The sequence below is a fragment of the Pseudomonas sp. FFPRI_1 genome (genome assembly GCF_055384485.1).
Map to the genome: position 1 here is coordinate 143,861 of NZ_AP029168.1, position 25,517 is coordinate 169,377.

25 protein-coding genes are annotated in these 25,517 nt (G+C 64.4%); 15 read left to right on the forward strand and 10 right to left on the reverse strand.

What is annotated here, in order from left to right; genetic code table 11:
• Positions 1 to 69: 69 nt before the first annotated feature.
• A complete protein-coding gene (locus ACZ5BO_RS00650) occupies positions 70 to 1,032 on the forward strand; it encodes a LysR family transcriptional regulator (protein WP_025131543.1) in 963 nt (320 codons plus the stop codon).
• Here the strand turns inward: ACZ5BO_RS00650 and ACZ5BO_RS00655 are convergent.
• From ACZ5BO_RS00655 to ACZ5BO_RS00665, 3 genes are all read right to left on the reverse strand, one after another.
• Positions 974 to 1,186 carry a PA3496 family putative envelope integrity protein gene (locus ACZ5BO_RS00655; protein WP_464697723.1) on the reverse strand — a complete coding sequence of 71 codons (213 nt, stop codon included), beginning with the start codon at positions 1,184 to 1,186 and terminating at the stop codon, positions 974 to 976. The genes ACZ5BO_RS00650 and ACZ5BO_RS00655 overlap by 59 nt on opposite strands.
• 220 nt (positions 1,187 to 1,406) lie before the next feature.
• Positions 1,407 to 2,273: a transcriptional regulator HexR gene (gene hexR / locus ACZ5BO_RS00660; RefSeq protein ID WP_025131545.1), complete on the reverse strand. Its 867-nt coding sequence runs from the start codon at positions 2,271 to 2,273 to the stop codon at positions 1,407 to 1,409.
• Positions 2,274 to 2,440: 167 nt separating this feature from the next.
• Complete coding sequence (locus ACZ5BO_RS00665) at positions 2,441 to 5,305, reverse strand: putative bifunctional diguanylate cyclase/phosphodiesterase (protein ID WP_025131546.1); 2,865 nt, start codon at positions 5,303 to 5,305, stop codon at positions 2,441 to 2,443.
• A gap of 247 nt (positions 5,306 to 5,552) precedes the next feature.
• On the opposite strand from ACZ5BO_RS00665, the gene uvrD reads away from it, so the two are divergent.
• From uvrD to ACZ5BO_RS00685, 4 genes are all read left to right on the forward strand, one after another.
• A complete protein-coding gene (uvrD, locus tag ACZ5BO_RS00670; protein ID WP_025131547.1) occupies positions 5,553 to 7,736 on the forward strand; it encodes a DNA helicase II in 2,184 nt (727 codons plus the stop codon).
• Between the two features lie 99 nt (positions 7,737 to 7,835).
• On the forward strand, positions 7,836 to 8,276 hold the full coding sequence (locus ACZ5BO_RS00675) for an EamA family transporter (RefSeq protein WP_025131548.1): 441 nt from the start codon (positions 7,836 to 7,838) through the stop codon (positions 8,274 to 8,276).
• A 181-nt stretch (positions 8,277 to 8,457) separates the two neighbouring features.
• Positions 8,458 to 9,333, forward strand: a complete 876-nt coding sequence (locus ACZ5BO_RS00680) for a Tim44 domain-containing protein (protein WP_025131549.1) — start codon at positions 8,458 to 8,460, stop codon at positions 9,331 to 9,333.
• Between the two features lie 136 nt (positions 9,334 to 9,469).
• Positions 9,470 to 9,877, forward strand: a complete 408-nt coding sequence (locus ACZ5BO_RS00685; RefSeq protein ID WP_011064330.1) for an SMI1/KNR4 family protein — start codon at positions 9,470 to 9,472, stop codon at positions 9,875 to 9,877.
• Positions 9,878 to 9,951: 74 nt separating this feature from the next.
• Here ACZ5BO_RS00685 and ACZ5BO_RS00690 read toward each other — a convergent pair whose 3' ends face one another.
• A complete protein-coding gene (locus tag ACZ5BO_RS00690; protein WP_025131550.1) occupies positions 9,952 to 11,715 on the reverse strand; it encodes a cation:proton antiporter in 1,764 nt (587 codons plus the stop codon).
• Positions 11,716 to 12,004: 289 nt separating this feature from the next.
• Here ACZ5BO_RS00690 and ACZ5BO_RS00695 point away from each other — a divergent pair, with 289 nt between their 5' ends.
• Complete coding sequence (locus ACZ5BO_RS00695) at positions 12,005 to 12,490, forward strand: acyl-CoA thioesterase (protein WP_025131551.1); 486 nt, start codon at positions 12,005 to 12,007, stop codon at positions 12,488 to 12,490.
• A 277-nt stretch (positions 12,491 to 12,767) separates the two neighbouring features.
• Complete coding sequence (locus ACZ5BO_RS00700; RefSeq protein ID WP_464697728.1) at positions 12,768 to 14,177, forward strand: APC family permease; 1,410 nt, start codon at positions 12,768 to 12,770, stop codon at positions 14,175 to 14,177.
• Positions 14,178 to 14,199: 22 nt separating this feature from the next.
• Here the strand turns inward: ACZ5BO_RS00700 and pdxY are convergent, their stop codons facing one another.
• Positions 14,200 to 15,072, reverse strand: a complete 873-nt coding sequence (gene pdxY / locus ACZ5BO_RS00705) for a pyridoxal kinase PdxY (protein WP_025131553.1) — start codon at positions 15,070 to 15,072, stop codon at positions 14,200 to 14,202.
• A gap of 117 nt (positions 15,073 to 15,189) precedes the next feature.
• On the opposite strand from pdxY, the gene ACZ5BO_RS00710 reads away from it, so the two are divergent.
• Positions 15,190 to 15,579, forward strand: a complete 390-nt coding sequence (locus ACZ5BO_RS00710) for a DUF3301 domain-containing protein (protein ID WP_464697730.1) — start codon at positions 15,190 to 15,192, stop codon at positions 15,577 to 15,579.
• Between the two features lie 99 nt (positions 15,580 to 15,678).
• Here ACZ5BO_RS00710 and ACZ5BO_RS00715 read toward each other — a convergent pair whose 3' ends face one another.
• The 4 genes from ACZ5BO_RS00715 to dksA all read right to left on the reverse strand — a co-directional run bounded on the left by ACZ5BO_RS00715 (position 15,679) and on the right by dksA (position 19,292).
• The gene (locus tag ACZ5BO_RS00715) at positions 15,679 to 16,641 is read right to left on the reverse strand and encodes a CobW family GTP-binding protein (RefSeq protein WP_464697732.1); all 963 of its coding nucleotides are present in this window, start codon (positions 16,639 to 16,641) and stop codon (positions 15,679 to 15,681) included.
• 300 nt (positions 16,642 to 16,941) lie between these two features.
• On the reverse strand, positions 16,942 to 17,649 hold the full coding sequence (locus tag ACZ5BO_RS00720; RefSeq protein WP_464697734.1) for a DUF1826 domain-containing protein: 708 nt from the start codon (positions 17,647 to 17,649) through the stop codon (positions 16,942 to 16,944).
• The gene (gene zigA / locus ACZ5BO_RS00725; RefSeq protein ID WP_464697736.1) at positions 17,649 to 18,857 is read right to left on the reverse strand and encodes a zinc metallochaperone GTPase ZigA; all 1,209 of its coding nucleotides are present in this window, start codon (positions 18,855 to 18,857) and stop codon (positions 17,649 to 17,651) included. The genes ACZ5BO_RS00720 and zigA overlap by 1 nt, the downstream gene beginning before the upstream one ends.
• A gap of 30 nt (positions 18,858 to 18,887) precedes the next feature.
• Entirely contained in the window at positions 18,888 to 19,292 is a 405-nt protein-coding gene (gene dksA, locus ACZ5BO_RS00730) for an RNA polymerase-binding protein DksA (protein ID WP_025131558.1), read from the reverse strand.
• A 120-nt stretch (positions 19,293 to 19,412) separates the two neighbouring features.
• On the opposite strand from dksA, the gene ACZ5BO_RS00735 reads away from it, so the two are divergent.
• Positions 19,413 to 19,793 (forward strand): glutamine synthetase, encoded by a 381-nt coding sequence (locus ACZ5BO_RS00735; protein WP_464697738.1) that lies wholly within the window; start codon positions 19,413 to 19,415, stop codon positions 19,791 to 19,793.
• 54 nt (positions 19,794 to 19,847) lie between these two features.
• Here the strand turns inward: ACZ5BO_RS00735 and ACZ5BO_RS00740 are convergent, their stop codons facing one another.
• Entirely contained in the window at positions 19,848 to 21,071 is a 1,224-nt protein-coding gene (locus ACZ5BO_RS00740) for an N-acetylmuramoyl-L-alanine amidase (protein WP_464697740.1), read from the reverse strand.
• Positions 21,072 to 21,201: 130 nt separating this feature from the next.
• On the opposite strand from ACZ5BO_RS00740, the gene folE2 reads away from it, so the two are divergent.
• Genes folE2 through ACZ5BO_RS00770 form a run of 6 tightly spaced genes read left to right on the forward strand, consistent with a single transcriptional unit; the run spans position 21,202 to position 25,515 of the window.
• The gene (gene folE2, locus ACZ5BO_RS00745) at positions 21,202 to 22,095 is read left to right on the forward strand and encodes a GTP cyclohydrolase FolE2 (RefSeq protein ID WP_025131561.1); all 894 of its coding nucleotides are present in this window, start codon (positions 21,202 to 21,204) and stop codon (positions 22,093 to 22,095) included.
• Entirely contained in the window at positions 22,095 to 22,763 is a 669-nt protein-coding gene (locus ACZ5BO_RS00750; RefSeq protein ID WP_464697742.1) for a metal ABC transporter ATP-binding protein, read from the forward strand. Before folE2 ends, ACZ5BO_RS00750 begins: the two co-directional genes overlap by 1 nt.
• Entirely contained in the window at positions 22,763 to 23,629 is an 867-nt protein-coding gene (locus tag ACZ5BO_RS00755) for a metal ABC transporter permease (RefSeq protein ID WP_025131563.1), read from the forward strand. The genes ACZ5BO_RS00750 and ACZ5BO_RS00755 overlap by 1 nt, the downstream gene beginning before the upstream one ends.
• A gap of 11 nt (positions 23,630 to 23,640) precedes the next feature.
• Positions 23,641 to 24,525 carry a metal ABC transporter substrate-binding protein gene (locus tag ACZ5BO_RS00760; protein WP_464697745.1) on the forward strand — a complete coding sequence of 295 codons (885 nt, stop codon included), beginning with the start codon at positions 23,641 to 23,643 and terminating at the stop codon, positions 24,523 to 24,525.
• Positions 24,522 to 24,965: a phosphoribosyl-AMP cyclohydrolase gene (hisI, locus tag ACZ5BO_RS00765; RefSeq protein WP_025131565.1), complete on the forward strand. Its 444-nt coding sequence runs from the start codon at positions 24,522 to 24,524 to the stop codon at positions 24,963 to 24,965. Before ACZ5BO_RS00760 ends, hisI begins: the two co-directional genes overlap by 4 nt.
• Positions 24,955 to 25,515 (forward strand): gamma carbonic anhydrase family protein, encoded by a 561-nt coding sequence (locus ACZ5BO_RS00770; protein WP_464697747.1) that lies wholly within the window; start codon positions 24,955 to 24,957, stop codon positions 25,513 to 25,515. Before hisI ends, ACZ5BO_RS00770 begins: the two co-directional genes overlap by 11 nt.
• Positions 25,516 to 25,517: the final 2 nt, after the last annotated feature.

The following is a 25,517-nucleotide window of genomic DNA, read 5'->3' on the forward strand; positions in this document are numbered from 1 at the left end:
AATTATTGGGTCGGACATAAGTAAAGACTTATAGTCATGCCACCAGCCCTTGGCACGAGCACTCAGAAGATGCGTAAGTCCTTGATGAGACTGACATTACGTCAGTTGCAGATTTTCAATGAAGTCTGCGATCTACGCTCCTACAGCCGCGCCGCCGAGGAAATGTCCCTGTCCCAGCCCGCGGTCAGCCTGCAGATTCGCCAGCTGGAGGAGCTGATCGGCCAGCCGCTGTTCGATTACGTCGGCAAGAAGCTCTACATGACCGAAGCCGCCGAAGCCCTGCAACGGGCCAGCCGGGACATCTTCGGGCGCCTGGAGAACCTCGACATGCAGCTCTCCGACATGCAGGGCTCGCTGCAGGGCCAGCTCAAGCTGGCGGTGGAGTCCAGCGCCAAGTACTTCGTGCCGCACCTGTTTGCCGCCTTCAAGCGCCAGCACCCGGAAGTCCACCTGCAACTGACCGTGGTCAATCGTGCCCAGGTGATCCGTCGCCTTTCGGACAACCGCGACGACCTGGTGATCATGTCCATGGTGCCGCCGGACATGGAGCTGGAGTTCCTGCCGTTTCTCAACAACCCGATCGTCGCCGTGGCCCCGCCGGATCATCCCTTGAGCCACATGGGGCCGCTGCGCCTGCAAGACCTGGAACCCTACACCCTGGTGCTGCGGGAGTCGGGCTCCGGCACCCGCCTGGCCTGCGAGGAGTACTTCAAGGAAAAGCGCGTGCACTTCACCCAGGTGCTTGAAGTGTCGTCGGCGGAAGCTCAGCGAGAGTGCGTGCGAGCGGGTCTGGGCGTGGCCTTGCTGACGCGCCACGCCCTGAACCTTGAGTTGGCGACCGGCGGCCTGATCGAGTTGCCGGTCGAAGAGCTGCCCTTGCTGCGCAGCTGGTGCCTGGTGCAGGCCAAAGCCAAACGCCTGTCACCGGTAGCGCACGCGTTCCTGGGATTCATCCGCAGCGAACGGGTGCAGATCAGCGGGCTGGTTGAACGCTTCGACGGGAAGCCGCTGGGGCTGCCTGCCAGTAATTGACGGCTTCAAGTTCCGGATAGTCATCGATGTCCTGTTGCAACTGACGCAGCTCGAAGCGATGTTCGATGGCACGGCGAAATTCCATGCGACGCTGGTCTTCCTGCTGACGACGGGTCTTGACTGCGCTGTTGCTGTCTTCGTAAGGGCGGGCCATTTCGAGTCTCCCAATGCGAGTACGGAAGCCTCACGATGGACGCCTGGGATGACGATTTGGCGGCGGCTCGGTTACAGGGACATGAAAGTTGCCCAAAGGCAGCACTGAACGGCGATGCCCAGTCAGCTCAAGCATCTGCCTGGGGGATGAGGGAGCCTGCTCGCGCTCGGTCGCGCAGCCTTCGCCACCCTCCACCCATCACGACCAGCAACCCGGCTGATCAGTCGTCCAGGGCTTTCACCGACTTGGGCGACAGGCGCAGGCTGCGAAGGCTGCGCTTGACGCTCTTGAGGTGGTTCACCAGGCTCGGACCGCGGGCCATGGCCACGCCCATGGCCAGCACGTCGATCACCACCAGATGGGCGATCCGCGAGGTCAGCGGGGTGTAGATCTCGGTGTCTTCGTGCACGTCGATGGCCAGATTGACCGTCGACAGCTCGGCCAACGGCGTCTGGCTCGGGCACAGGGTGATCAGCGAGGCGCCGCTTTCACGCACCAGGTTGGCGGTGATCAGCAGGTCCTTGGAGCGCCCGGACTGGGAAATGCAGATCGCCACGTCCGAGGGCTTCAGGGTGACCGCCGACATCGCCTGCATGTGCGGGTCGGAATAGGCCGCAGCGGTCAGCAGCAGGCGGAAGAACTTGTGCTGGGCATCCGCAGCCACCGCGCCCGAGGCACCAAAACCGTAGAACTCCACGCGCTGGGCCTGGGACATGAGGGTCACGGCCCGTTGCAACTCCACCGGATCGAGCTTTTCGCGAACCTCCATCAGGGTGTGCAGGGTGGTATCGAAAATCTTCAGGCTGTAGTCGGCGACCGAGTCGTCTTCATGGATCGCGAACTGGCCGAAACTGGCTCCCGCCGCCAGGCTCTGGGCCAGCTTGAGCTTCAGGTCCTGGAAACCGGAACAGCCGATGGCCCGGCAGAAGCGCACGATGGTCGGCTCGCTGATGCCCACGCTGTGGGCCAGGTCAGCCATGGAACTGTGCATCACGGCCGCAGGATCAAGGAGCACGTGATCGGCGACCTTGAGCTCCGATTTGCGTAACAGATGACGTGACTGGGCGATGTGCTGCAACAGGTTCAAAGGGCTGGACTCATTGTTATTGGCTGACGCCGGGGATGTAGCGAGCTTGTAGTTATACTACAGGAATCGGCTTTTTGCCCGTTCAATGCATCAAGAAAATAACGGCCCGCCCCCCATTTTCAGCCGGGTACGACTTATGTAGCCGTTGTGGCAGGCAGCGCCGGCACCTACCGGGTCTGGGCCTGCAACAGGGCGGCGAGCTCCTCGGCGGCCACCGGACGGCTGATCAGGTAGCCCTGCACCTCATCACAGTGCTCGGCCCGCAGGAAGCTCAGTTGGGCCGGGTCCTCGACCCCCTCGGCCACCACTTTCAGCGACAGGCCGTGGGCCATGGCAATGATCGCCCGGGTGATGGCCGCATCCTCGCCACCATCGGCCAGCCCGCGAATGAAGGCCTGGTCGATCTTCACGTAGTCCACCGGGATGCGCTTGAGGTAGCTCAGGGACGAGTAGCCCGTGCCGAAGTCGTCGATGGCCAGCTTGACCCCCAGGCGGCGCAGTTGCTGGAAGGTCGTGATGATGTGCTCGACGCTGTCCAGCAACTGGCTTTCGGTCAGCTCCAGTTCGAGGAAGTGCGGCTCCAGGCCGGTTTCTTCCAGCACCTGGCGCACCAGGCTCACCAGCTTGCCCTGGCGCAGTTGGTAGACCGACAGGTTGACCGACACACGAATCGGTTCCAGGCCCTGGCGCTGCCATTCGCAGGCTTGCCGACAGGCCTGGCGCAGCACGAACTCGCCGATCGGGCCGATCAGCCCGGTCTCTTCTGCAAGGCCGATGAAATCCCCCGGTGGCACCCGCCCCAGGGTCGGGTGTTCCCAGCGCACCAGGGCCTCGGCGGCATTCAGCCGACCGCTGGCCAGGCACAGTTTGGGCTGGTAGAAGACCATCAACTGGTCTTCCTCGATGGCCTTGCGCAACTGGTTCTCCAACTGCAGGCGCTCCAGGGTGCTGGCCTGCAGGCTCTCGGTATAGAACTGGAAGTTGTTGCCACCCAGGTGCTTGGCGTGGGCCATGGCCATGTTCGCCTGGCTGACCAGCGCGGCGATTTCCCGAGCGTTGTCCGGCAGCATGCTGATGCCCATGGACGCACTGACCACCAGCTCATGGCCGTCAACGGTGATCGGCAGGCGCAACTTGCTCAGCAGCCGGGTGGCGACCCGGGTCAGGCTCGACAGGTTGCCATAGGCGTCGAACAGCACCGCGAACTCATCCCCGGACAGGCGCGCCAGGGTGTCGGCTTCCGGCAAGGCGTTGACCAGACGCCGGGCCATCTTCTGCAACAGCTGGTCGGCCACTTCATGGCCGAGGCTGTCGTTGAGCAGCTTGAAGCGATCCAGGTTGATGTGCAGCAGCGCCAGGCTGCGCCCGCCCTGGCGTACCCGCTGATGGGCTTCACGCAGGCGCTCGCGGAACAAAGAGCGGTTGGCCAGCCCGGTGAGTTCATCGTAGTGAGTGAGGTAGCGCATGCGCTCCTCGGATTCGCGGCGGGCCGAAAGATCGGCGAAGAAGCCCACGATATGGCGGATTTTCCCCCGTTTGTCCCGCACCACATTCAGTTGCAGCCATTGCGGATAGAGCTCGCCGTTCTTGCGCGTCTCCACCAGTTCCCCCTGCCAACTGCCGTGCTGTTCCAGGGCCTGGTGAATCAGCGGGTAGTGGCGACGGGCATCGCGGCTGCAGGACAGCTCCACCACATTGCGCCCGAGCATGTCCTCGATCTGGTAGCCGGTGACCTGGCTGAAGGCCTGGTTGGCGGCGATCAGGGCGTAGTCGGGGTCGAGGATGACAATGCCCTCGCTGGCCGCCTCGAACACCGTCGCCGCCAGGTTGCGCTGCACCTCAAGCTCCTTGTCGGCGCTGATGTCGCGCCGCGTGCCGACCATGCGCAGGACTCGCCCACTGGGGCTGCGCTCCACCGCCCGGCCGCGATCCTCGATCCATACCCAGTGGCCGTCACCGTGGCGCACCCGGTATTCCACCTGGTAATCGTCGCGCCGCCCCTTGAGGTGCTCCACCAGCGCCCGCTTGAGCACGGGCAGGTCCTCGGGGTGCAGGCGCGGCTTGAGGTGGCTGAGCATCGCGGTCACGCCCTCTGGCTCCAGGCCGAACAGCTCCCGCAGGTGCGTATGGTGGATTTCGTCGCTCTGCAGGTTCCAGTCCCACAACCCCAGCTCGCTGGCATTCAGAGCCAGGGCCAGGCGCGCTTCGCTCTTGCTCAGGGCCTGGTTGGCCGCGTCCAGTTCCAGGCTGCGTTGGGCCACCCGCAACTCCAGCCCGGCCTGGGCCTCGCGCAATTGCTCTTCGGCTCGCCGGCGCTGCTCGACTTCTCGGGCCAGCTCGCGATTGAGTTGCTCGCTGCGGCCCTGAGCGTTCTGCAGATGTTCTATCAGCGCCTGGTTCTGAAAGCGCCGCAGCAGGCCGCGCTGGATCAGGCGATTGACCTGCCAGGCCACCACACTCAGGGACACCAGGAGAATCAGCCCCAGCCAGCCCCAGCCGCGCTGCTGCTCGTCACCGCCCCAGAACAGGTAGCCGATGGCCGGCAGCAGGCAAGGCAGGGTGAACGACAAGAAGGCCTGCAGGTTGACCGCATAGGCCACGCTGGCAGACAGAATGGCCGCGCCGATCAGGCCGAACACCCAGGCCTGCTGGACAAAACTGTCGGTGGGTACCAGGGCGATGCCGGCGCAGGCCAGGGTCAGGCCGCTGACCGCCGAGCCGAGGAGGAACATACGCTGCCAGATCGGCTGCGCCTGCCGGCTGGGGATCGCCGAGTCGAAGGCCGCGACCTGGATCACCCGCAAGGCCACCAGGGCCAGCAGCCAGACCATCCATACACTGAGCAACAGATAGCGCGTCGGATTCCACAGGAGCCAGGCACACACCAGGCCGTTGAGCAGCATGAACAGGGTGGGCAGCAACGAGCCCTGATACAGCAGGCGTGTACGCTCCACCGCCATCTCGACGGCGTAGCGTTGGCGAATGACCCGGGGCGCCACAAAGGGCCCGGACAGGTCTGGGTCAAGTGTCATAGGCAGTGTTCTTATAATGGTTGAGCCTGAAACGTCGCCGGAGCATACACAAGCAAAGGCCCGAGCCAAACTGCCCCAGGTCATAAAATCGATAAAACAAATCCCGGCGTATTCCGACATGAAAGTGTGCGGGCGAGAGACGCCAATGGCTGCGACCTGTGACCAACCGGTCGTCCCCGACCGTTGTTTTATCGGCTAATGCAATGCCGGGTTTGCCCGGGGTGGCGCGGCCCCCTAGAATGCCCCGATGCGCGATGATCTCTCCCTCCTGTTGAACTCCCTCAACGATGCCCAACGCCAGGCCGTAGCCGCCTCCGTGGGTCGTCAGTTGGTCCTGGCCGGTGCTGGCTCCGGCAAAACCCGTGTGCTGGTGCACCGCATCGCCTGGTTGATCCAGGTCGAGAACGCCTCGCCCCACTCGATCCTGTCGGTGACTTTCACCAACAAGGCGGCGGCCGAAATGCGCCACCGCATCGAGCAATTGCTGGGGATCAACCCGGCGGGCATGTGGGTCGGCACCTTCCACGGCCTGGCCCACCGCCTGCTGCGGGCGCACTGGCAAGAGGCCGGCCTGAGCCAGACCTTCCAGATCCTCGACAGCGACGACCAGCAACGGCTGGTCAAGCGAGTGATCCGCGAGCTGGGGCTGGACGAGCAGCGCTGGCCGGCCCGCCAGGCCCAGTGGTTCATCAACGGCCAGAAAGACGAAGGCCTGCGCCCGCAGCACATCCAGGCCAGCGGCGACCTGTTCCTGGCCACCATGCGCGGCATCTATGAGGCCTACGAGGCCGCCTGCCAGCGTGCCGGGGTCATCGACTTCTCCGAACTGCTGCTGCGCGCCCTGGACCTGTGGCGCGACCACCCGGGCCTGCTGGCGCACTACCAGAAGCGTTTCCGCCATGTGCTGGTGGACGAGTTCCAGGACACCAACGCCGTGCAATACGCCTGGCTGCGGCTGCTGGCCAAGGGCGGCGAGAGCCTGATGGTGGTGGGCGACGACGACCAGTCGATCTACGGCTGGCGCGGGGCGAAGATCGAGAACATCCATCAGTATTCCGAAGACTTCCCGGACACCGAAGTGATCCGCCTGGAGCAGAACTACCGCTCCACCGCCGGCATCCTCAAGGCTGCCAACGCCCTGATCGCCAACAACACCGGGCGCCTGGGCAAGGAGTTGTGGACCGACGGCGGCGATGGCGAAGCCATCAACCTGTACGCCGCCTTCAACGAGCACGATGAAGCACGCTACGTGGTGGAAACCATCGAAAGCGCGCTGAAGACGGGCCTGGCCCGCAGCGACATCGCCATTCTCTATCGCTCCAACGCCCAGTCCCGGGTGCTGGAAGAGGCCCTGCTGCGCGAGCGCATTCCGTACCGCATCTATGGCGGCCAGCGCTTCTTCGAACGGGCCGAGATCAAGAACGCCATGGCCTACCTGCGCCTGCTGGAAGGCCGCGGCAACGACGCAGCCCTGGAGCGGGTGATCAACGTGCCGGCCCGGGGCATCGGCGAGAAGACCGTCGAAGCCATCCGCGAGCACGCACGCCACAGCGATGTGTCGATGTGGGAAGCCATGCGCCAGCTGGTGGCCAACAAAGGCCTGACCGGCCGCGCCGCCGGCGCCCTCGGGGCCTTTATCGAGCTGATCGAGAACCTCGCGGCCAAGACCCTGGACATGCCCCTGCACCTGATGACCCAGACGGTGATCGAGCAATCCGGGCTGATTGCCTACCACGAAGCGGAAAAAGGCGAAAAAGGCCAGGCACGGGTAGAAAACCTCGAGGAGCTGGTCAGCGCTGCGCGAAACTTCGAGAGCACCGAAGAAGACCAGGACCTGACGCCCCTGGCGGCTTTCCTCGGCCACGCGTCCCTGGAAGCCGGCGATACCCAGGCCGAAGAGCATGAAGACGGCATCCAGCTGATGACCCTGCACAGCGCCAAGGGCCTGGAATTCCCCTATGTGTTCCTGGTGGGCATGGAAGAAGGCCTGTTTCCCCACAAGATGAGCCTGGAAGAACCCGGCCGCCTTGAGGAAGAACGGCGCCTGGCCTATGTCGGCATTACCCGGGCGATGCAGAACCTGGTGATGACCTACGCGGAAACACGTCGCCTGTACGGCAGCGAAACCTACAACAAGGTGTCGCGCTTCGTCCGCGAGGTGCCCAAGGGCCTGATCCAGGAAGTACGCCTGTCCAACAGCGTCAGCCGGCCTTTTGGGGGCGGCCAGTCACAAAGCACCAGCAGCCTGTTCGGCGGCAGCGAAATCCCCGACACCGGCCTGAGCCTGGGCCAGGCCGTGCGGCACTCGGTGTTCGGCGACGGGGTGATCCTCAACTTCGAAGGCGCCGGTGCCCAGGCCCGGGTGCAAGTGAACTTCAGTGAGGGCAGCAAGTGGCTGATGCTCGGCTACGCCAAGCTGGAAGCCATCTAAACCTGATTGTTGCGGGGCTGGCGCACCGGCGATGGCGATCCCCAATACGCCTTCGCCGGCCAGCCGGCAGGCACAGCACCTATATAAGGATGCGCGAACATGGGCTCGGGATTTTTTTCCTCATGGACATTCTGGGCCCTGCTCTCGGCCACTTTCGCCGCTTTGACGGCGATCTTCGCGAAAGTCGGCATTGAAAACGTCAATTCCGACTTCGCCACCCTGCTGCGCACCGTGGTGGTACTGGTCAGCCTGGCCTTGATTTTGTACGCCACGGGCCAATATCAGTCCCTGGGATCGATTTCTGCCAGAAGCTACCTGTTCCTGCTGCTGTCCGGGCTGGCCACGGGCGCTTCCTGGCTGTGCTACTTCCGCGCCTTGAAACTCGGCCCCGCCTCGCTGGTGGCGCCGGTGGACAAACTCAGCGTGGTACTGGTCGCGATCATCGGCGTGGTGCTGCTGGGCGAGAAGCTCGACCTGCGGCAATGGAGCGGAATCGGCCTGATCACCGCGGGCGTGGTGCTGCTGGCACTGCGGCGCTGAATGACACCGGGATTGAACGCAAAGCACCTCTGGACGGACAAAAGCCACAACGGCGAGCATGACGCCGGGCAGAGCTGAACCGAGCCTGTCAGGCAAAAGCCCGAAACATTATGCCGCTCGCCACTGACACTTCACCTGTGCAATATGGCGCGCGTGCCATCCACAAATGGGAACCCCCTTTATGAAACGTTTTCTTAGCATCGCCATGGCGCTGTGCATCGGTTTGACGATGAGCCTCGATGCCAACGCCAAGCGCTTTGGCGGCGGCAAAAGTGCCGGTGCTGCCCCGACTCACCAGACTCGCCAGGCGGCGCCGACCGCCCCGGGTGCTCCCGCCGCTGCAGCCACCGCTGGCGCAGCCGGTGCCGCGGGCGCTGCGGCCAAGGCCGGTGGTGCATCGCGCTGGCTCGGCCCTCTGGCCGGCATCGCCGCCGGTGGCCTGCTGGCGTCCATGTTCATGGGCGGTGGCTTCCAGGGCATGCAGATCTTCGACATCCTGATCATGGCGGTCATTGCCTTCGTGATCTTCCGTTTCATTGCCGCACGTCGCCGCAAGCAGCAGGAGCAGTACGCTCCGGCGGGCCACGCGCCGATGCAGCGTGAAGCCTTCGAACCTCAGCAGCCTGCGGGTGGCTCGATCTTCGGCGGCTCGGCCGCTCCGGTCGCCCGCCCGGTGATCAACGCACCGGCCTGGTTCAACGAGGAGCGTTTCATTGAAGCGGCGCGCAACCACTTCCAGTCCCTGCAGCAACACTGGGACGCCAACGAAATGGACAAGATCGCCGAGTTCGTGACCCCGCAACTGCTGCAGTTCCTGAAGCAGGAACGTGCCGATCTGGGCGACGGCTTCCAGTCGACCTACATCGACAACCTGCAAGTGCAGCTTGAAGGCGTGGATGACCGTGCCGACAAGACCATCGCCACCCTGACCTTCAGCGGTGTATCGAAGACTTCGCGCTTCGACCAGGGCGAAGTGTTCAGCGAAAGCTGGAACATGGAACGTGCCCAGGGCGACAACCAGCCATGGCTGGTGGCAGGTATCCGCCAGAACGGCTGATTCATTCTGCTGTCACAGCTGTAATGCAAAACCCCGACTCAGGTCGGGGTTTTGCATTTCACGATTGCACTTATAGCGAGCTACTGTATAAACCGCCGTCACATAACCGCGCCATAGAGCTAAGAGGACCCAGGCCGTGGAAGAAGTCATCGAACAACTCCGAGAAGCCAACGAACCGGTACCCGTCCCCCTGGAACTCCCGGACGAAGACCAACTGGTGGAAATTGAAGAACAGCTGTTCATCAACATCCCGTTCGTCTTCAAGGAGTTCCTGTTGACGGTCAGCGATGTGGTTTACGGCAGCCTCGAACCTGTAACCGTCACCGACCCACAATCCCACACCTACCTGCCGGAAGTGGCCGCTACCGCCTGGGACATGGGCGTGCCTCGCGAGCTGATCCCGATCTGCCAGGACGGCGACGACTACTACTGCGTCGAGGAAGACGGCACCGTGGTGCTGTGGTCCGGCGAAGAAGAGCTGATCACCGAGGAATCCTGGGAATCGGTGTGGCACTGGGCGCGGGACGTCTGGCTGGAAAGCTGAGACCTGCGCCGCCCAAGCGTTGGCCTGCAGCGCTTGAAACAACTCGCCAGCCCCCCTGCTGGCGAGTGGCAGGGTCAATGCCCGCCGTTGTCCTTGCTGTGGTCCAAGGTTTCGATCAGCGCCACCTGCATCCGCGTGTGTACGCGGATGAACCAGCGCCACAGCACCGCGGCCACCGCCGCCGCCACCACCGCGATCAGCATCAGCAACTCCAGGGTTGGCAGGATGCTCGACGAGAGCGCCGCCAGCAGCAGGAAAATCACCAGCAACGACAGGATCGGGATCACCTCGGCGATGACCCGGCGCACTCGCTGGGTATGGCGCCCGGCCATTTCCGCCTTGACCCCCATCTCCGCCAGCAACATCGACAGGGCCTTGAGCTTGCGATAGGCGGCGATCAGGAACGGCAGGGAAACCAGCAGCGCCCCACCCCAGATCAACGCCTTTTGCCAGCTGGGATCACTCACCCAGTCCTGCAGATAGGCACCAATGCGCTTGGCGAAATAGCCGCCGGAAAAGAACACCGCCACCACTAGCGCCAGATTCACCCCCACCTGCAGCAGGATCTTGCGAATCATCGAGGCCAGCAATGCCCCCTCACCCTGGGGCTGGATGCTGCGCAGCCACTCACCGTACATGCCCAGCACCCGGCTGACACGCTGGGGCATGATCCCCGCCAGCTTCAGCGAGAGCGGATCGGCGGCCCGGATCAGGTACGGCGTGAGCAGGGTGGTCATGGCCGACACCGCCACTGCCACCGGGTACAGGAAGTCGCTGGTGACCTGCAGGGTCATGCCCAGGGCAGCGATGATGAAGGAAAACTCGCCGATCTGAGACAGGCCCATGCCCACTCGCAAGGAAGTACGTCCGTCGTTGCCGGCGATAAAGGCCCCCATGCCGCAGGACAGCATCTTGCCGAGCACCACCGCCACCGTGATCACGGCGATCGGCCAGGCGTATTGCAGGAGGATCTGTGGGTCGATCATCAGGCCGATGGCGACGAAGAAGATGGCACTGAACAGGTCGCGAACCGGCTCGATCAGCCGCTCGATCTTCAGCAACTGGCGGGACTCGGCCATGATCGCACCGATCAGGAAGGCCCCCAGGACCATGCTGTACTCCAGCTTGACCACCAGCAGGCAGAAGCCGAAACACAGCCCCAGCACGGTGATCAGCAGCATCTCGTTGCTCTCGAACTTCGCCACGTAGGCCAGCAGGCGCGGTACCAGCAGGATGCCGATCACCAGAGCCACGATCATGAACAGCGAGAGCTTGCCGACAGTGGAGAACACCTCGCCGGAGCTCACGGTGCCGCTGACCGCGATGCTCGAGAGCAAGGCGATGATGCCGATACCCAGAATGTCCTCGACGATCAGCACGCCGAAGATCAGCTGGGCGAAGCGCTCGTTCTTCATCTTCAGGTCGTTGAGGGCCTTGACGATGATGGTGGTGGAGGAAATGGCCAGGATCGCCCCGAGGAACAGCGAATCCATGGTGTTCCAGTCGAACCAGCGGCCGATCTCGTAGCCGATCCAGATCATCAATACGATTTCCAGGAAGGCCGCGATAAACGCCGTGGCCCCCACCTTGAACAGCTTGCGCAGGCTGAACTCCAGCCCCAGGCAGAACATCAGGAAGATCACCCCCAGCTCGGCCAGGGTCTTGATGGTCTGCTCGTCATGGATCAGGCCGAAAGGCGGGGTGTGCGGGCCAATGATGAAGCCGGCGACTATGTAGCCCAGCACCACCGGCTGCTTGAATCGATGAAAGAGAATGGTCACCACGCCTGCGACCAACATGATCACTGCCAGGTCCTGAATGAAGCTGATGGCATGCATGGCCGGTGCTCTCCTTGAATGATGGGCGGCGCAGATCGCCTCAAAAGAAAATTCTGATCAGTAAGGGGAAACATCCTTCAAGAGGAGTGGAAAAATACCCTGGAACGGGTGTTTTGCAGGTTAACACCGCGACTTCCGCCAGCAAGGCGGCGCAATATAAGGAAACAGATCCACTAAAGCGTGACGGCGCGACCAGGCCCGGCGTCCCGTTATCGATGGTTTGAAAACTCTTCGACCAAGCACCCGCAGAGGTGCTCCAGCAACCCCTGCCTAGAACCGTGAGTGTGCTATGGAACCCGGAAACGCCCAGCTGTCGATGACGGTATTGATGACCCCTGACATGGCCAATTTCTCTGGCAATGTCCACGGCGGCACCCTGCTCAAGTACCTCGATGAAGTCGCCTATGCCTGCGCCAGCCGCTACGCGGGACGCTACGTGGTGACCCTGTCGGTGGATCAGGTGATCTTCCGCGAGCCGATCCATGTCGGCGAACTGGTGACCTTCCTGGCCTCGGTCAACTACACCGGCAACACCTCGATGGAGGTGGGTATCAAGGTGGTCACCGAGAACATCCGCGAGCGTTCGGTGCGCCATACCAACAGCTGCTTCTTCACCATGGTGGCGGTGGACGACCAGCGCAAACCGGCCCAGGTGCCGCCTCTGCAGCCCGAAACCAGCGACGGCAAGCGCCGCTATATCCAGGCCCAGCAGCGCCGGCAGATCCGCCAGGAACTGGAAAAGCGCTACCAGGAAATCAAGGCCGACGGCCCTTGATTCACCGGTAATCCGGCTGCTCCAGCAGGACCACGGACGGTCCTTCCCCCCGCTCCCCTCCACTCTCCTCCCGGCCCGCGCCTGCTGCGCCAGGCCAGCTCCTTTCCAGGCCTTGCCAGGCAGTCTTCTGCGGTCATCTTGAATGGCCAGATCTATCCCTTTTTGACCACATCGAGAGTTATGTCCTCAGGGCGCCACTGCCAGAATCCATGGGCAAGGCAGCAACGCACTCCCCCCGGGGAGCCTTCGAGCCAACGAACGCGTGAGAACAATAACAATGCCCAGCGCCAATCCCCTCCCCAGCAACCCTCCACTTTCCAGCAGCGCCAGCCTCGACGCGAGTTTCGCCCACAGTGCCCAGGGCACTGCCCTGCGACGCATCCTCGGCCTACCGGCCCTGGTGTTCTTCGGCCTGGTGTACATGGTCCCGCTGACGGTCTTCACCACCTACGGCGTGGTCACCCAGATCACCGGCGGCCGTACCGCCGCAGCCTATGTGATCACCTTGCTGGCGATGATCTTCACCGCCCGCTCCTACAGCGTGATGGTCAGGAAATACCCGATTGCCGGTTCGGCCTATTCCTACGCCAGCCTCAGCTTCGGTCCGGGTATCGGCTTCCTCGCCGGTTGGTCGCTGCTGCTGGATTACCTGTTCCTGCCGATGATCAATTACCTGGTGATCGGGCTGTTTCTCAACCTGGCGTTCCCCGACGTGCCGGCCTGGGTGTTCGTGGTGGCGACGGTCTGCCTGGTGACCGTGCTGAACATCCGTGGGATCGGCTCGGTGTCGAGCATGAGCAACCTGATCGTCTGTGCCCAGTTGGTGTTCGTGGTGGTGTTCGTGGCACTGGTGCTGCGCCAGCTGGCAGGCGCCCCGAGCATGGACCTCGCCGCGCCCTGGGTCGGTGACGGCAGCCAGACCGGGCTGCTGCCGTTGATGGCCGGAGCAGCGGTGCTGTGCCTGTCGTTCCTGGGCTTTGACGCGGTATCGACCCTGGCCGAGGAAACCCGCGACCCGCGGCGGGACATCCCCCGGGCCATCCTGATCACCACCCTGGGCGCCGGCCTGCTGTTCATCCTGCTGGCCATGGCCAGCCAGCTGGCGTTTCCCGGCAGCAGTTTCAAGGACGCAGACTCGGCGGCCAGCGAAGTGATGCTCCAGGCGGGCGGGCGTTTCCTGGAGATTTTCTTCACCGCCACCTACGTGGCCGGCGCCGCCGGTTCGGCCCTGGCCTCCCAGGCCTCGGTGTCGCGCATCCTGTTCAGCATGGGCCGCGACGGCATCCTGCCGCGGCGGCTGTTCGGCCGCCTGTCGGAGCGCTACAAGACACCGGTGATCGCCATTGTGCTGGTGTCGCTGGTGTCCTTGCTGGCGGTGGTCATCGACCTGACCACCCTGGCATCGATGATCAGCTTCGGCGCGCTGGTGGCGTTTTCCGTGGTCAACCTGGCGGTGATCAAGAGCCACCTCGGCCAGGGCCAGCCGCGCGGCATCGTGCGGCTGCTACAGTACGGCCTGCTGCCGCTGATCGGTTTTGCCCTGATCGTCTGGCTATGGACCAGCCTCTCGGCCCTGACCCTGGGACTCGGCATGGCCTGGTTCGCCCTGGGCCTGGCCTACCTGGCCATCCACACCCGGGGCTTCCGTCAGCCGGCGCCGACGGTGCAGTTCTCCGAGCAGGCCTGACTCGACCGCCCGCCGGTCGCCCTCAGAAACCGATCGGCGTGGCTTCGAAGCGCACCCGTGGGTGGGCAATGCGGTCCTGGGCCCGCACCAGCTCCAGCTCGTAGCTGGCGCAGGCCTGGGTTTCCAGCAGCACTTCGTGCACCGCTGCGGCGGTGAATTCGAACGCCGCCACCAGGCTGTCCCCCAACAGCACCCGGGCCAGGAACAGACCCGACGTCAGGTCGCCCACGCCCACCGGCTGGCGCGGGAACGCCAGCAACGGACGCCGCAAGTGCCAGCTGCCTTCGGCAGTCACCAGCAGCATCTCGAAACCTTCCGCCAGCTTGCCCGGGTAGTCCAGGTGCTTGACCAGCACCGCTCTCGGGCCTTTCTCCAGCAGCGAGCGGGCCATGGCCAGGCAATCGAACAGCGACTGCGGCTTGCGCCCGCAAAAACTGTCCAGCTCCAGTTGGTTAGGGCACAGGAAGTCAGCCATGGCCACCGCTTCGTCCAGCAGAAAGTCGCTGACCTCCGCCGGCACGCTGCAGCCTTTTTCCGGGTGCCCCATCACCGGGTCGCACAGGTACAAGGCCTTGGGGTTGATCGCCTTGATCCGCGCCACGCCACTGAGGATCGCCCGGCCCTGAGCTGCGCTGCCCAGGTAGCCGGAGAGGATCGCGTCGCAGTTGCCCAGCTCGCCGATGCTGGCGATGCCTTCCACCAATTCGGGAATCTGCTGGGGCGCCAGCACTTCCCCGGCCCAGTGACCATACTGGGTGTGGTTGGAGAACTGTACGGTGTTCAGGGGCCAGACATTCACCCCAACCCGCTGCATGGGAAAGACTGCGGCACTGTTACCGGCGTGGCCGAAAACCACATGGGACTGGATCGCAAGCAGGTGGGGCGTACGTTTCATGCAGGATTTTCCATAAAACCGGTGGAATTCAAGCCGCGCAGTATGCGACTAAACGCAGCCTGTACGACAGACCGGAGTCGCAGTTAAGCTGATGCCACTTCGTTGGAGCGAACCTTCATGCTGACCCTTGGAAATATCTTTGTGCTGATGCTGCTGGCGACCGGCGCCGCCTGGCTGTGGCACAACCACGGCCTGCGCGAGCGGGCGCTGGAACGGGTCAAGCAACACTGCGCACGGCTCGACATCGAGTTGCTCGACGGCAACGTGGCGCTCAAGCGCATTGGCCTGATCAAGGACGCCAGCGGCCGACGGCGCCTGGCCCGGGTCTACACCTTCGAGTTCACCGTCACCGGCGAAACCCGCCACGCCGGGACCATCACCCAGTTCGGCGCCCACAGCGCGCAGATCGAACTGGCGCCCTACCCATTTGAGGCCAAGGAACCCCAGCCCAGCGCCGAGGTGATCGAACTCAGCCAGTGGCGCGACGAACACCGCAAGCGCAATTGACCCCCCTGCTGTCCTCCGGCGACGGCACTAGGCCGAAGCCGGCGCCGCTTTGCCGTCCCAGGACAATCCTTGGCCGCTGCTAGCCAACCACCGCAGCAGCTACAGGCGGCAGGCCGCCAGGCTGTCTTGCAGCGCCTGCACATCCTGAATCTCACTGAAGATCAACTCCAGGCGCGAATCCCGACGCCATTCGCTGGGCAGCCAGTTGAGCGGCGAGTTGTCCAGCCCGTTGCCCGAGCGCCAACCTTCGCTGCTGTGGATCACCAACTTGGCCCGCCGCCAGTCGAGGTTCTGCAGCCAGTGCTCGATCCGGGCCAGATCGAACTGCTGGCTTGGGTGCCAGCGCCAGCCGACGCTCCAGCCCTCGGCCTGGGCCTGGCTGAGGCAGATAGGCAAGGCCGGATCGCTCCACACCGCCGGTAGCTGCGCCAGCCCCTGGGGCAGCTCGAATGGCTCCTGCGCGGCCTCGGCACTGACCGCCAGGCCCGGCAGCTCCGCCAGGGGCAGCGCCGCATGACGAGTCCAGAACAAGCGGATAGCCGGCAACTGTTCCAGTACCCGCAACCGATCGCTGTCGCTGAGCAGTTCGTCCTTGTTCAGTACCAGCAAGCCGGCGCTGGACAACGCCTCCTGCTGGGCCTGGGGCAGCGGCTTGCCAGCCGCCAGGGCCTGGGCATCCAGCACCATCACGCCTGGCTGCAGCGCCAGCACCCCTTGCCAGGGCGCGACACTCAATTGCTTGAGCAACTGCGCCGGGTGGCCGAGGCCGGACAGCTCGATAAACAGGCGATCGGGTCGCGATTGGCGCAGCAAACGCCCCAGGCCCACCTGGAACGGCGCGCCGTTGACGCAGCACACGCAGCCTCCGGCCACTTCACCGAGGGCGATGCCATCCTCGTCACGGGTCAGCAAGGCTGCATCCAGGCCGATCTGGCCAAACTCGTTGATCAGCACCGCCCAGCGTTCATCCGCCGGACGCTGACTGAGCAAATGGCGGATCAGGCTGGTCTTGCCGGCACCCAATGGCCCGGCGATCACATGGGTGGGGATGTTCTGCAGCATGGGAAGGGTTTCCGAAAGCGTGTGTGCCGATGCTACGCCATTCCCTGGCAGGGCGAAAATACAGAGCCTGTCAGGCACGCTGGCCGATTGCTGTTCGTGGAAAGGCCGCTGGCCCCCGCGGGGCTGCACAGCAGCGCTCATTTCGGGGCTCCTGGACGGCGGTTCGCCGGCCTGGCCTAGCGGGAACGAGCTCCCACGCCACAGGTTATGTCGCGCTCAACGGATCGGCATTGGCCTCCCCAGTGCCTCTGTTGCAAGCGGCAGCAGCGGCGTTGCGCACGCCATACGCTATCGAGGCGCTCAACCCAGCCAGTCCAGGGTGAGGATCAGCCTGCGTTCACCCGGGGCCGGCTGCGGCGAACGGTGGATCAGGCCAAAGCCTTCGTTGCCGTGCCACTTCTCGCCCTTGAACAGCGCCACTGCACCGCTGCCCATCTGCTGGATCAGTGCCGGGTCCCGGGGCTCGGCCCCGGCCTGCCCCAGTTGTTGGCGGTCCATCACGCCTTCACGCAGCCACTGGCTGCCGATGCCGGCATAGGTGGTGATCAGCCGCACCGGCACATGGTCCACGTGAAAGCGCGGGCACATGGCCTTGTCCAGCACCCGCAGGCGCAGGCCCACACGCCGTGCGCCCAACAGGCAGGCAAAAGCGCTGACCAGCCAGGAAACGTCGGCGATAAAGCCGTCATACCCCTCAAGATCACTGAAGCCGGATGCCAGGCCCTGGAGGTTCGGCACGGCCTCTTCGTCCGCCAGCTCCAGGCACAGGGACTCGGCCAACGGTTCGTTCAGGGACAGCAGCAGTTCGCCGAAATCCGCGATATGGGCCGGCAGCCGGCGCTGCCAGAGGCTGAGGTTGACCTCGTCCTCCAGCACCTGCGCCAGCACCGCCGGGATCTCGCCGAACACCTGGCGGCGCAGGCGCCGCGGCCGGCCAGCCACCAGCAGCAAGCCGTTGGCCGGGGGCGGATCAGCCAGCGGTTGCAGCGGAGCACTCGGGGTCAGCATCAGGCCACCTCCCCTTCATGCCAGGCACCGAAGGGGTCGCTCATCAGGCTCCAGCCCTCGACCCCAAGGGCCATTTCGTCATCGTCCAGCAGGCACAGGTCCAGCTCGGCGCTCAGCCGGGTAAAGTCGATGTCCTGGCCGATGAACACCAGCTCCTGGCGGCAATCGCCGGTAGCCGCGTGCCAGTTGTGCATGATCGCCGCGGTGCTCTCCTCATCCTGGGGCCAGTGCTGCTTGGGCACGAAGCGCCACCAGCGCCCGGCGAAGCCATGGCGCATCAGGCCACCGGCCTGGGACCAGCTGCCGGCTTCCTGGTACTTGCTGGCCAGCCAGAAGAACCCTTTGGAGCGCAGCAACTTGCCATTGACCCAGGGGCGGTTGATGAAGGCGAAGAAGCGCTGCGGATGAAAGGGTCGGCGCGCTCGGTAGGCGGTGGAGGCAATGCCGTATTCCTCGGTTTCCGGCACGTGCTCGCCACGCAGCTCCTGCAGCCAGCCCGGCGCCTGCGCCGCACGCTCGAAATCGAAACGGCCGGTGTTGAGGATCTTGGCCAACGGCACCTGACCCATGACCATGGGAATGATTTCTGCCTGGGCATTGAGTCGCGCAAGAATCGCCATCAGTTCCTGGCGCTGATCGCTGCTGATCAGGTCGATCTTGCTGATGAGGATCACGTCGGCGAACTCCACCTGCTCGATCAGCAGGTCAGTGATCGAGCGCTCATCCTCTTCGCCCAGGGTTTCCCCCCGGGACGCCAGGCTTTGCGCAGCCTGGTAATCCTGCAGAAAGTTCATGCCGTCGACCACGGTGACCATGGTGTCGAGCCGGGCGATGTCCGCCAGGCTCTGGCCCGACTCATCGCGGAAGGTGAAGGTTTCTGCCACCGGCAGCGGCTCGGAAATCCCGGTGGACTCGATCAGCAGATAGTCGAAGCGCCCGTCCCGGGCCAGCTTGCCCACCTCTTCCAGCAGGTCCTCGCGCAGGGTGCAGCAGATGCAGCCGTTGCTCATTTCCACGAGCTTTTCTTCGGCGCGGTTGAGGCTGACATCGCGCTGCACTTCGCTGCCATCGATGTTGATTTCGCTCATGTCGTTGACGATCACCGCCACCCGCAGGTTGTCGCGGTTGCGCAGTACATGATTGAGCAGGGTGCTTTTGCCGGCGCCGAGAAAGCCGGAGAGCACGGTAACGGGAAGGCGGTCGGTCATGGGGGGTTCCTCATCAGGGTCGCGGCTGGGTCAAAACGCTCGGTGGTGGCGTTCGCGCAGCTCTTGGCGTTCTTTGGCTTCGATGCACAGGGTGGCGGTGGGCCGTAGCAGCAGGCGCTTGAGGCCGATGGGCTCGCCGGTTTCGCGGCACCAGCCGTATTCGCCACGGGCCAGGCGCTCCAGGGCTTCGTCGATCTTGTCGAGGAGCTTCTTTTCCCGCTCCAGCAGGCGCAGTTGCCACTGCCGCTGCTCCTCGGCGCTGCCGATATCGGCGGGGTCGCTGTGGGGCTCCTGCTCGCGCAGCTGGTCAAACTCGCCGGCAATGCGCTGCTGCAGGTCGTTGCGCTGGCTCAGCAGCAAATCGCGGAAAAAGCCCTGCTGGGCGTCATTCATGTAATGCGCCTCGGGTTGGCCGAGGAGGTCGTGTTCAGTCATGGCGAGTCACGGATCAGGCTTTATTTAATGTTATATTATAACAATGCGAATTAGCCAACACTCCCTTGCCGCCCACGACGAAGGGCGCGATGCTGCGCCTCTGTCGCCACGAGAATCGCCATGCGCCTTGCCCTGCCCCTCCTGCTTTCGAGCCTTTCACTGCTGCTGGCCGGGCCTGCTGCGGCGGCCGCTCCCGGTTCCCTGGCCACCTGCACCCGCAGCGCCACCCTGCTGGCCTGCGTCGATCCCCTGGGCAATGCCTACAGTGTCGCGACCGCTGGCAGCACCACCTACCTGCGGGGGTTCGAGGTGATCGGCAAACGCTACTGGGCGCAAACCAACAGTCGCTACGGGCAACTGACTTTCTTCACCGGCCTGGCCTCCGACGGCGAGGCCTGGGTGGGCTACAGCCAGCGCGTGGGCTGGACCACGCGCAACCGCTTCTCCAGTTCCGGCGGCAGCAGCGCCACGTTCACCTGCAGTCGAATCAGCGGCTGCTAGGTTCGTCCCAGCGCTGCCAGGCAGGCCCAAACGGCGCTTGATGCTCGCCGCCACCTACACCGAAGCGCCGGCCTGCGATTCCTGGAGCCAGGCCAGGTAACTGTTGGCTGGCGGGTTTTTCTCGAAGTAGCGCTGCAGCCCCTTGAACAGGCCGTCGGCAATCGCCTGCTGGTGGCGCGTGGTCACCAGGCGCTGGCTGTCGCGGCTGTTGGAGATGAAGCCGGTCTCCACCAGGATCGAAGGCACATCCGGCGACTTGAGCACCGCGAAGCCGGCCTGTTCCACACGCTTCTGATGCAGGGTGGTGATCCCCGACAGGCTGTCCAGCACCGTGCTGCCCAACTGCAGGCTGGCGGCGATGGTGGCGTTCATCGACATGTCGAGGATCACCCCCGCCAGCATCGGGTCCTTGTCCCTGAGGTTGAGCAGGCTGGTGGCTCCCAACAGGTCGACGCCATTTTCCCGCTGGGCCATGAAGCGCGCGGTCGCCGAGGTCGCGCCGCCTTCGGACAGGGCGTACACCGAAGCCCCGGACGCCGTGAGGCGCGGCGCGGCATCGGCATGCACCGAGATGAACAGGTCGGCCTTGTGCTTGCGGGCGATCTCCACCCGTTTGCGCAGCGGCACGAAGAAGTCGTCGTTACGCACCAGCTTCACGGCAAAGCCCTTCTCGCGCTTGAGCCGCTTGGCCAGCAGTTGGGCGATGGACAGCACCACGTCCTTCTCCCGCTCGCCCTTGGCCCCCACCGCGCCCGGGTCCTTGCCGCCGTGCCCCGGATCGACCACCACGATGATGTCGCGCTTGGGATGGGACCTGGCCACCGGCGTCTCGGGCTTGGCCAGGGGGGCCGCGACTGCAGCGACCTGCAGCGGCGTGTTGCCGGCATGAGCCAGGTCGAGCACCAGCCGGTGCCCCTGGCCATCCTGGGGCGGCAGGAGAAAACTCTTGAGCTGCACCGGCTCGCTGAGGTCGAGGACGATCCGCGTATCACCCTGGCCGAAGTGCCCGGAACGGATCGAGCGAATCACCGTATTGGCCAGGGCCAGCTGGCTGAAATCACCACTCAGGCGCGCACCGTTCAAGTCGATGATCAGGCGCTCCGGCGCGCTCAGGGTGAAGGTCTTGTACTGCACCGGGCCGCTCAGATCGAGCACCAGGCGCAGCTTGTCGGCGGAGTTCCACAACCGCGCGTTGCGGATCTGCGCGGCCGAAACACTCCAGGGAAACATCAGGGCCGTACCGGCCAATAGCAGGTTGAGCAATTGACGTCTGTGCATGACAAATACCGCAGATAAGGGAGCGTCCGTACTCGCAAAGGCAGGGTGAAGAGCCGCCGAGGAAAAAGATTTCATCGAACGTATTGTTATAATATAACATGTCGAATCTTTTCCTACGACGGACCTGCTCATGAACGCGCTGACTCTGCCGGATATCGCCGCGCAGTCCTCACGCCAAGCCTTGCCCCTGGAATGGGTGGGCATGTGCGGCATTGCCTTACCTGTAGTGATGGACGGCCAGCGAACCAGCGCCAAGGCCGATGCCGGCGTCAGCCTCGACGATGGCGAAGCCCGCGGCATTCATATGTCGCGCCTGTATCTGGCCCTGGAACTGCTTGAACAGGAGAACCTCACTCCCGCGCTGCTGCGCCAGGTGTTGCAGCGTTTTCTTGACAGCCACCAAGGCCTGGCCCGCACTGCGTACCTGCGTATTCACCTGGACTTGCTGCTCAAGCGCCCGGCCCTGGTCAGCCCTTTGGCGGGCTGGAAGAGCTATCCGTTGTCCATCGACGCACGGCTGCAAGATGGGATGTTCCACGTGGAACTAAAAATCGATGTGCCTTATTCCTCTACCTGCCCCTGCTCTGCCGCCCTGTCCCGGCAGTTGATTCAACAGCAATTCATCGACGATTTTGCCAATCGACCCTTGCAGCATGCCGACGTCCTGGCCTGGCTGGGATCATCCCAGGGCATTGTCGCCACCCCCCACAGCCAGCGCAGCCAGGCCGAATTGCAACTGCGCCTGGATGACTTCCTTGATGAGCTGCCCCTGATCGCCCTGATCAACGATGCCGAGACTGCCCTGGGCACCGCCGTGCAAACCGCGGTCAAGCGCGCCGACGAGCAAGCCTTCGCCCTGGCCAACGGGCAGAACCTGATGTTCTGTGAAGACGCCGCTCGCCGGTTGAACCAAGCCTTGCGCCGCTCCCCCGGGGTCAACGCCTTTAGCCTGCGCGTCGTGCATGCGGAAAGCCTCCACGCCCATGACGCCGTGGCGCAGAGCCGCTGGAACTGGGAGGCCTGATGATCCGTTGCCAAGCCTTGCGCTGGGGCGCGCCCGGACAGCCACTGACTCCGCCTCTGGATCTGCACCTGCCCGCCGGCAGCCTGAGCGCCATCATCGGCGCCAACGGTTGCGGCAAGAGCAGCTTGTTGAAGGTCCTGGCCGGGCTGCAGAAACCCTTGTCCGGCAGCCTCTCACTGGCAACCCCACAGCGGGGCGGCCTGGCGTTCCTGCCCCAGCAGCAACACCTGGACCGGCAGTTCCCCATCAGCCTCGAAGAGCTGGTGGCTGCCGGTTTCTGGGGCAAGCGCGAGTCCGCCGCCATACGCCGGGCAAAACTCCTGGCCGCACTCGAAGACTGGCACCTGGACGGGTTGCAGAAGCGTCCGCTGATGGCCCTCTCCGGCGGCGAATTGCAGCGTGCCTTGCTGGCCCGCTTGAGCCTGACCGAAGCACCGCTGCTGTTGCTCGACGAGCCCCACGCCGCCCTCGACGACGCCGGCCAGGCCCTGCTTTGGCAGCACCTGCACAACTGGCACGCCCAGGGCCGGACCCTGGTAGTGGTCTGCCATGACCTGGCTGCCGTGCGCCAACACATCCCCCAGAGCCTGCTGATCAAGAGCAGCGGTTGCCTCTTCGGTCCCAGCCGCGAACTGATCGCCCAACAACCCCAGACGCAGGTGGCTTGATGCAGCTGGCCATGCACCTCTGGCAACCGTTCAGCGAGTTTGTCTTCATGCGCCGGGCCTTGCTCGGCGGCCTGGTCCTGGCCTGCAGTACCGCGCCGCTGGGGGTGTTCCTGATCCTGCGGCGCATGAGCCTGATCGGCGACGCCGTGGCCCACGGCATCCTCCCCGGCGCGGCCCTGGGCTTCTGGTTCGCCGGCCTCAGCCTGCCGGCCCTGACCCTCGGCGGCCTCGGTGCCGGCCTGGGCATGGCCGGCCTGGCAGCCTGGATTACCCGCCGCACCGGCCTGCGGGAAGACGCCAGCATCGCTGCCATCTACCCCATCTCCCTGGCCAGCGGGGTGCTGATCCTGGGGCTCGCCGGCAAACGCCTGGACCTCCTGCACCTGCTGTTCGGCTCGGCCCTGGCAGTGGACGGCCCAACCCTGAGCGGCATGCTCTGGGTCTCGGTCTTCAGCCTGCTGGCCATGGTGCTGATCTACAAACCCCTGCTGCTGGACACCCTCGACCCGTTGTTCCTGCACAGCGTCAGCCGCCTCGGGCCGCTGGCCCACGGTCTGTTCCTGACCCTGGTGGTGCTCAATCTGGTGATCGGTTTCCAGGCCATCGGCGCACTGATGGTGGTCGGCTTGATGATGCTGCCGGCCGCCGCCTCGCGTTTCTGGAGCCGCCGCCTGCCGCTGCTGATCGGCATCGCCGCCCTGCTGGGCTGCCTTTCGGTGTGGCTCGGCCTGCTGTTGTCGTTCCACTACTCGCTGCCCAGCGGACCGGCCATCGTGCTGGTAGCGGGCAGCCTGTACCTGCTGTCCGTGGTGTTCGGGCCGGTGCACGGCCTGCTGCATCGCCCACCGTTGCTCACATCCCCATGAGGTGTTTCCCGATGCGCGCCCTACTCGTGCTGTTCAGCCTGCTGCTGCCCCTGTCGTGGTCGACGGCCCAGGCCGCGGACAAGCTTGCCGTGGTCACCAGCTTCAGCATCCTCGCCGACATGACCCGACAGGTCGGCGGCGACCATGTGCAGATCACCAACCTGGTGGGAGCCGACGAAGATGCCCACACCTATGAGCCAACCCCGGACGACGCCAAGGCCCTGCTCAAGGCGCGGCTGATCATCAAGAACGGCCTGGGTTTCGAGCCCTGGCTGGATCGCCTGGTGGCTAGCACCGGCACCCGGGCCACGGTGATCAGCGCCAGCCGCGGGGTGATCCCGCGAACCCTGGAGGAGGACGGCGAAAGCATTCCCGACCCTCACGCCTGGCACAACCTGGCCAACAGCGAACTCTATGTGAACACCATCACCAAGGCGCTGATCGCCGCCGACCCGGCCCATCAGGCCGACTACCAGCGCAACAGCCAGGCCTACCTGCAACAGATCTACCGGCTGCTGGCCGAAGCCAAGGCCAAGCTCGGCGCCCTGCCCCCGGGCAACCGCAGGATCGTCACCTCCCACGACGCCTTCGGTTACCTGGGCCAGGCCTATGGCATCGACTTCATGGCGCCCCAGGGATTGTCCACCGACCGTGAACCCTCAGCGGCCGAAGTCGCGGCGCTGATCACCCAGATCCGCAAGGCCAAGGTCAAGGCGGTGTTCATGGAGAACATCAAGGACTCGCGCCTGCTCAAACAGATCGCCGAGGAAAGCGGCGCCCGCATCGGCGGCACCCTGTACTCCGACGCCCTCGCGGCCAGCGGCCCGGCAAGCACCTTCACCGGGCTGTTCGAATACAACCTCAACACCTTGTACGACGCCTTGAGCCAACCATGATCCCGCGCCCGCCGCTGTCGATGCTGGATCTGGAACAAGCCGCCCTGGGCAGCCGCTGGCCGCTGACCGCAGTGCTCGACGCCCTGCCCTGGAACAGCGCTGGCCTGATTGCCGCCATCGCCCAGCAGCACGACAGCGGCGCGGTGCTGATGCTGGCCTGGATGAACCGCCGGGCCCTGGCCGAAACCCTGATCAGCGGCCAGGTCTGCTACTGGTCACGCTCGCGCCAGTGCCTGTGGCGCAAGGGCGAAAGCTCCGGGCATCGACAGCGGCTGGTCGAGGCACGCCTGGATTGCGACGGCGACGCCGTGCTGTTGCTGGTCGATCAGCAAGGACCGGCCTGCCACACCGGGCGCCCCAACTGTTTCTACAACGCCATTCGCGATGGCGCGGTGGAAGTCATCAGTTCCCCTATGAAGGACTCGCGCCATGATTCGTAAAAACCCTTCCGGCGACCTGCCAGTGATCGCCGAATCCGCCTATGTGGACAAGACCGCAATCATCTGCGGCAAGGTGGTGATCGGCGACAACGTGTTTGTCGGCCCTTACGCGGTGATCCGCGCCGACGAGGTCGATGCCTCGGGCCAGATGGAAGCCATCACCATCGGCGCCAACTCGAACATCCAGGACGGTGTGGTGATCCACTCCAAATCCGGCGCGGCGGTGACCATCGGCCAGCACACCTCCATCGCCCACCGCTCCATCGTCCATGGTCCCTGCGTGGTCGGCGACCGAGTGTTCATCGGCTTCAACAGCGTGTTGTTCAACTGCGTGGTGGGTGACGGCAGCGTGGTCCGGCACAACTCGGTGGTCGACGGCCGCGACTTGCCCCAGGGCTTCTATGTGCCCTCCACCACCCGCATCGGGCCCAAGACCGACCTGGCGAAGTTCCCTCCCGTGAGTATCAGCGCCTCGGAGTTTTCCGAAGACGTGGCACGCACCAACGTCGACCTGATCCGTGGCTACAAGGCCCTGCAGAACGAGTTTTAAGC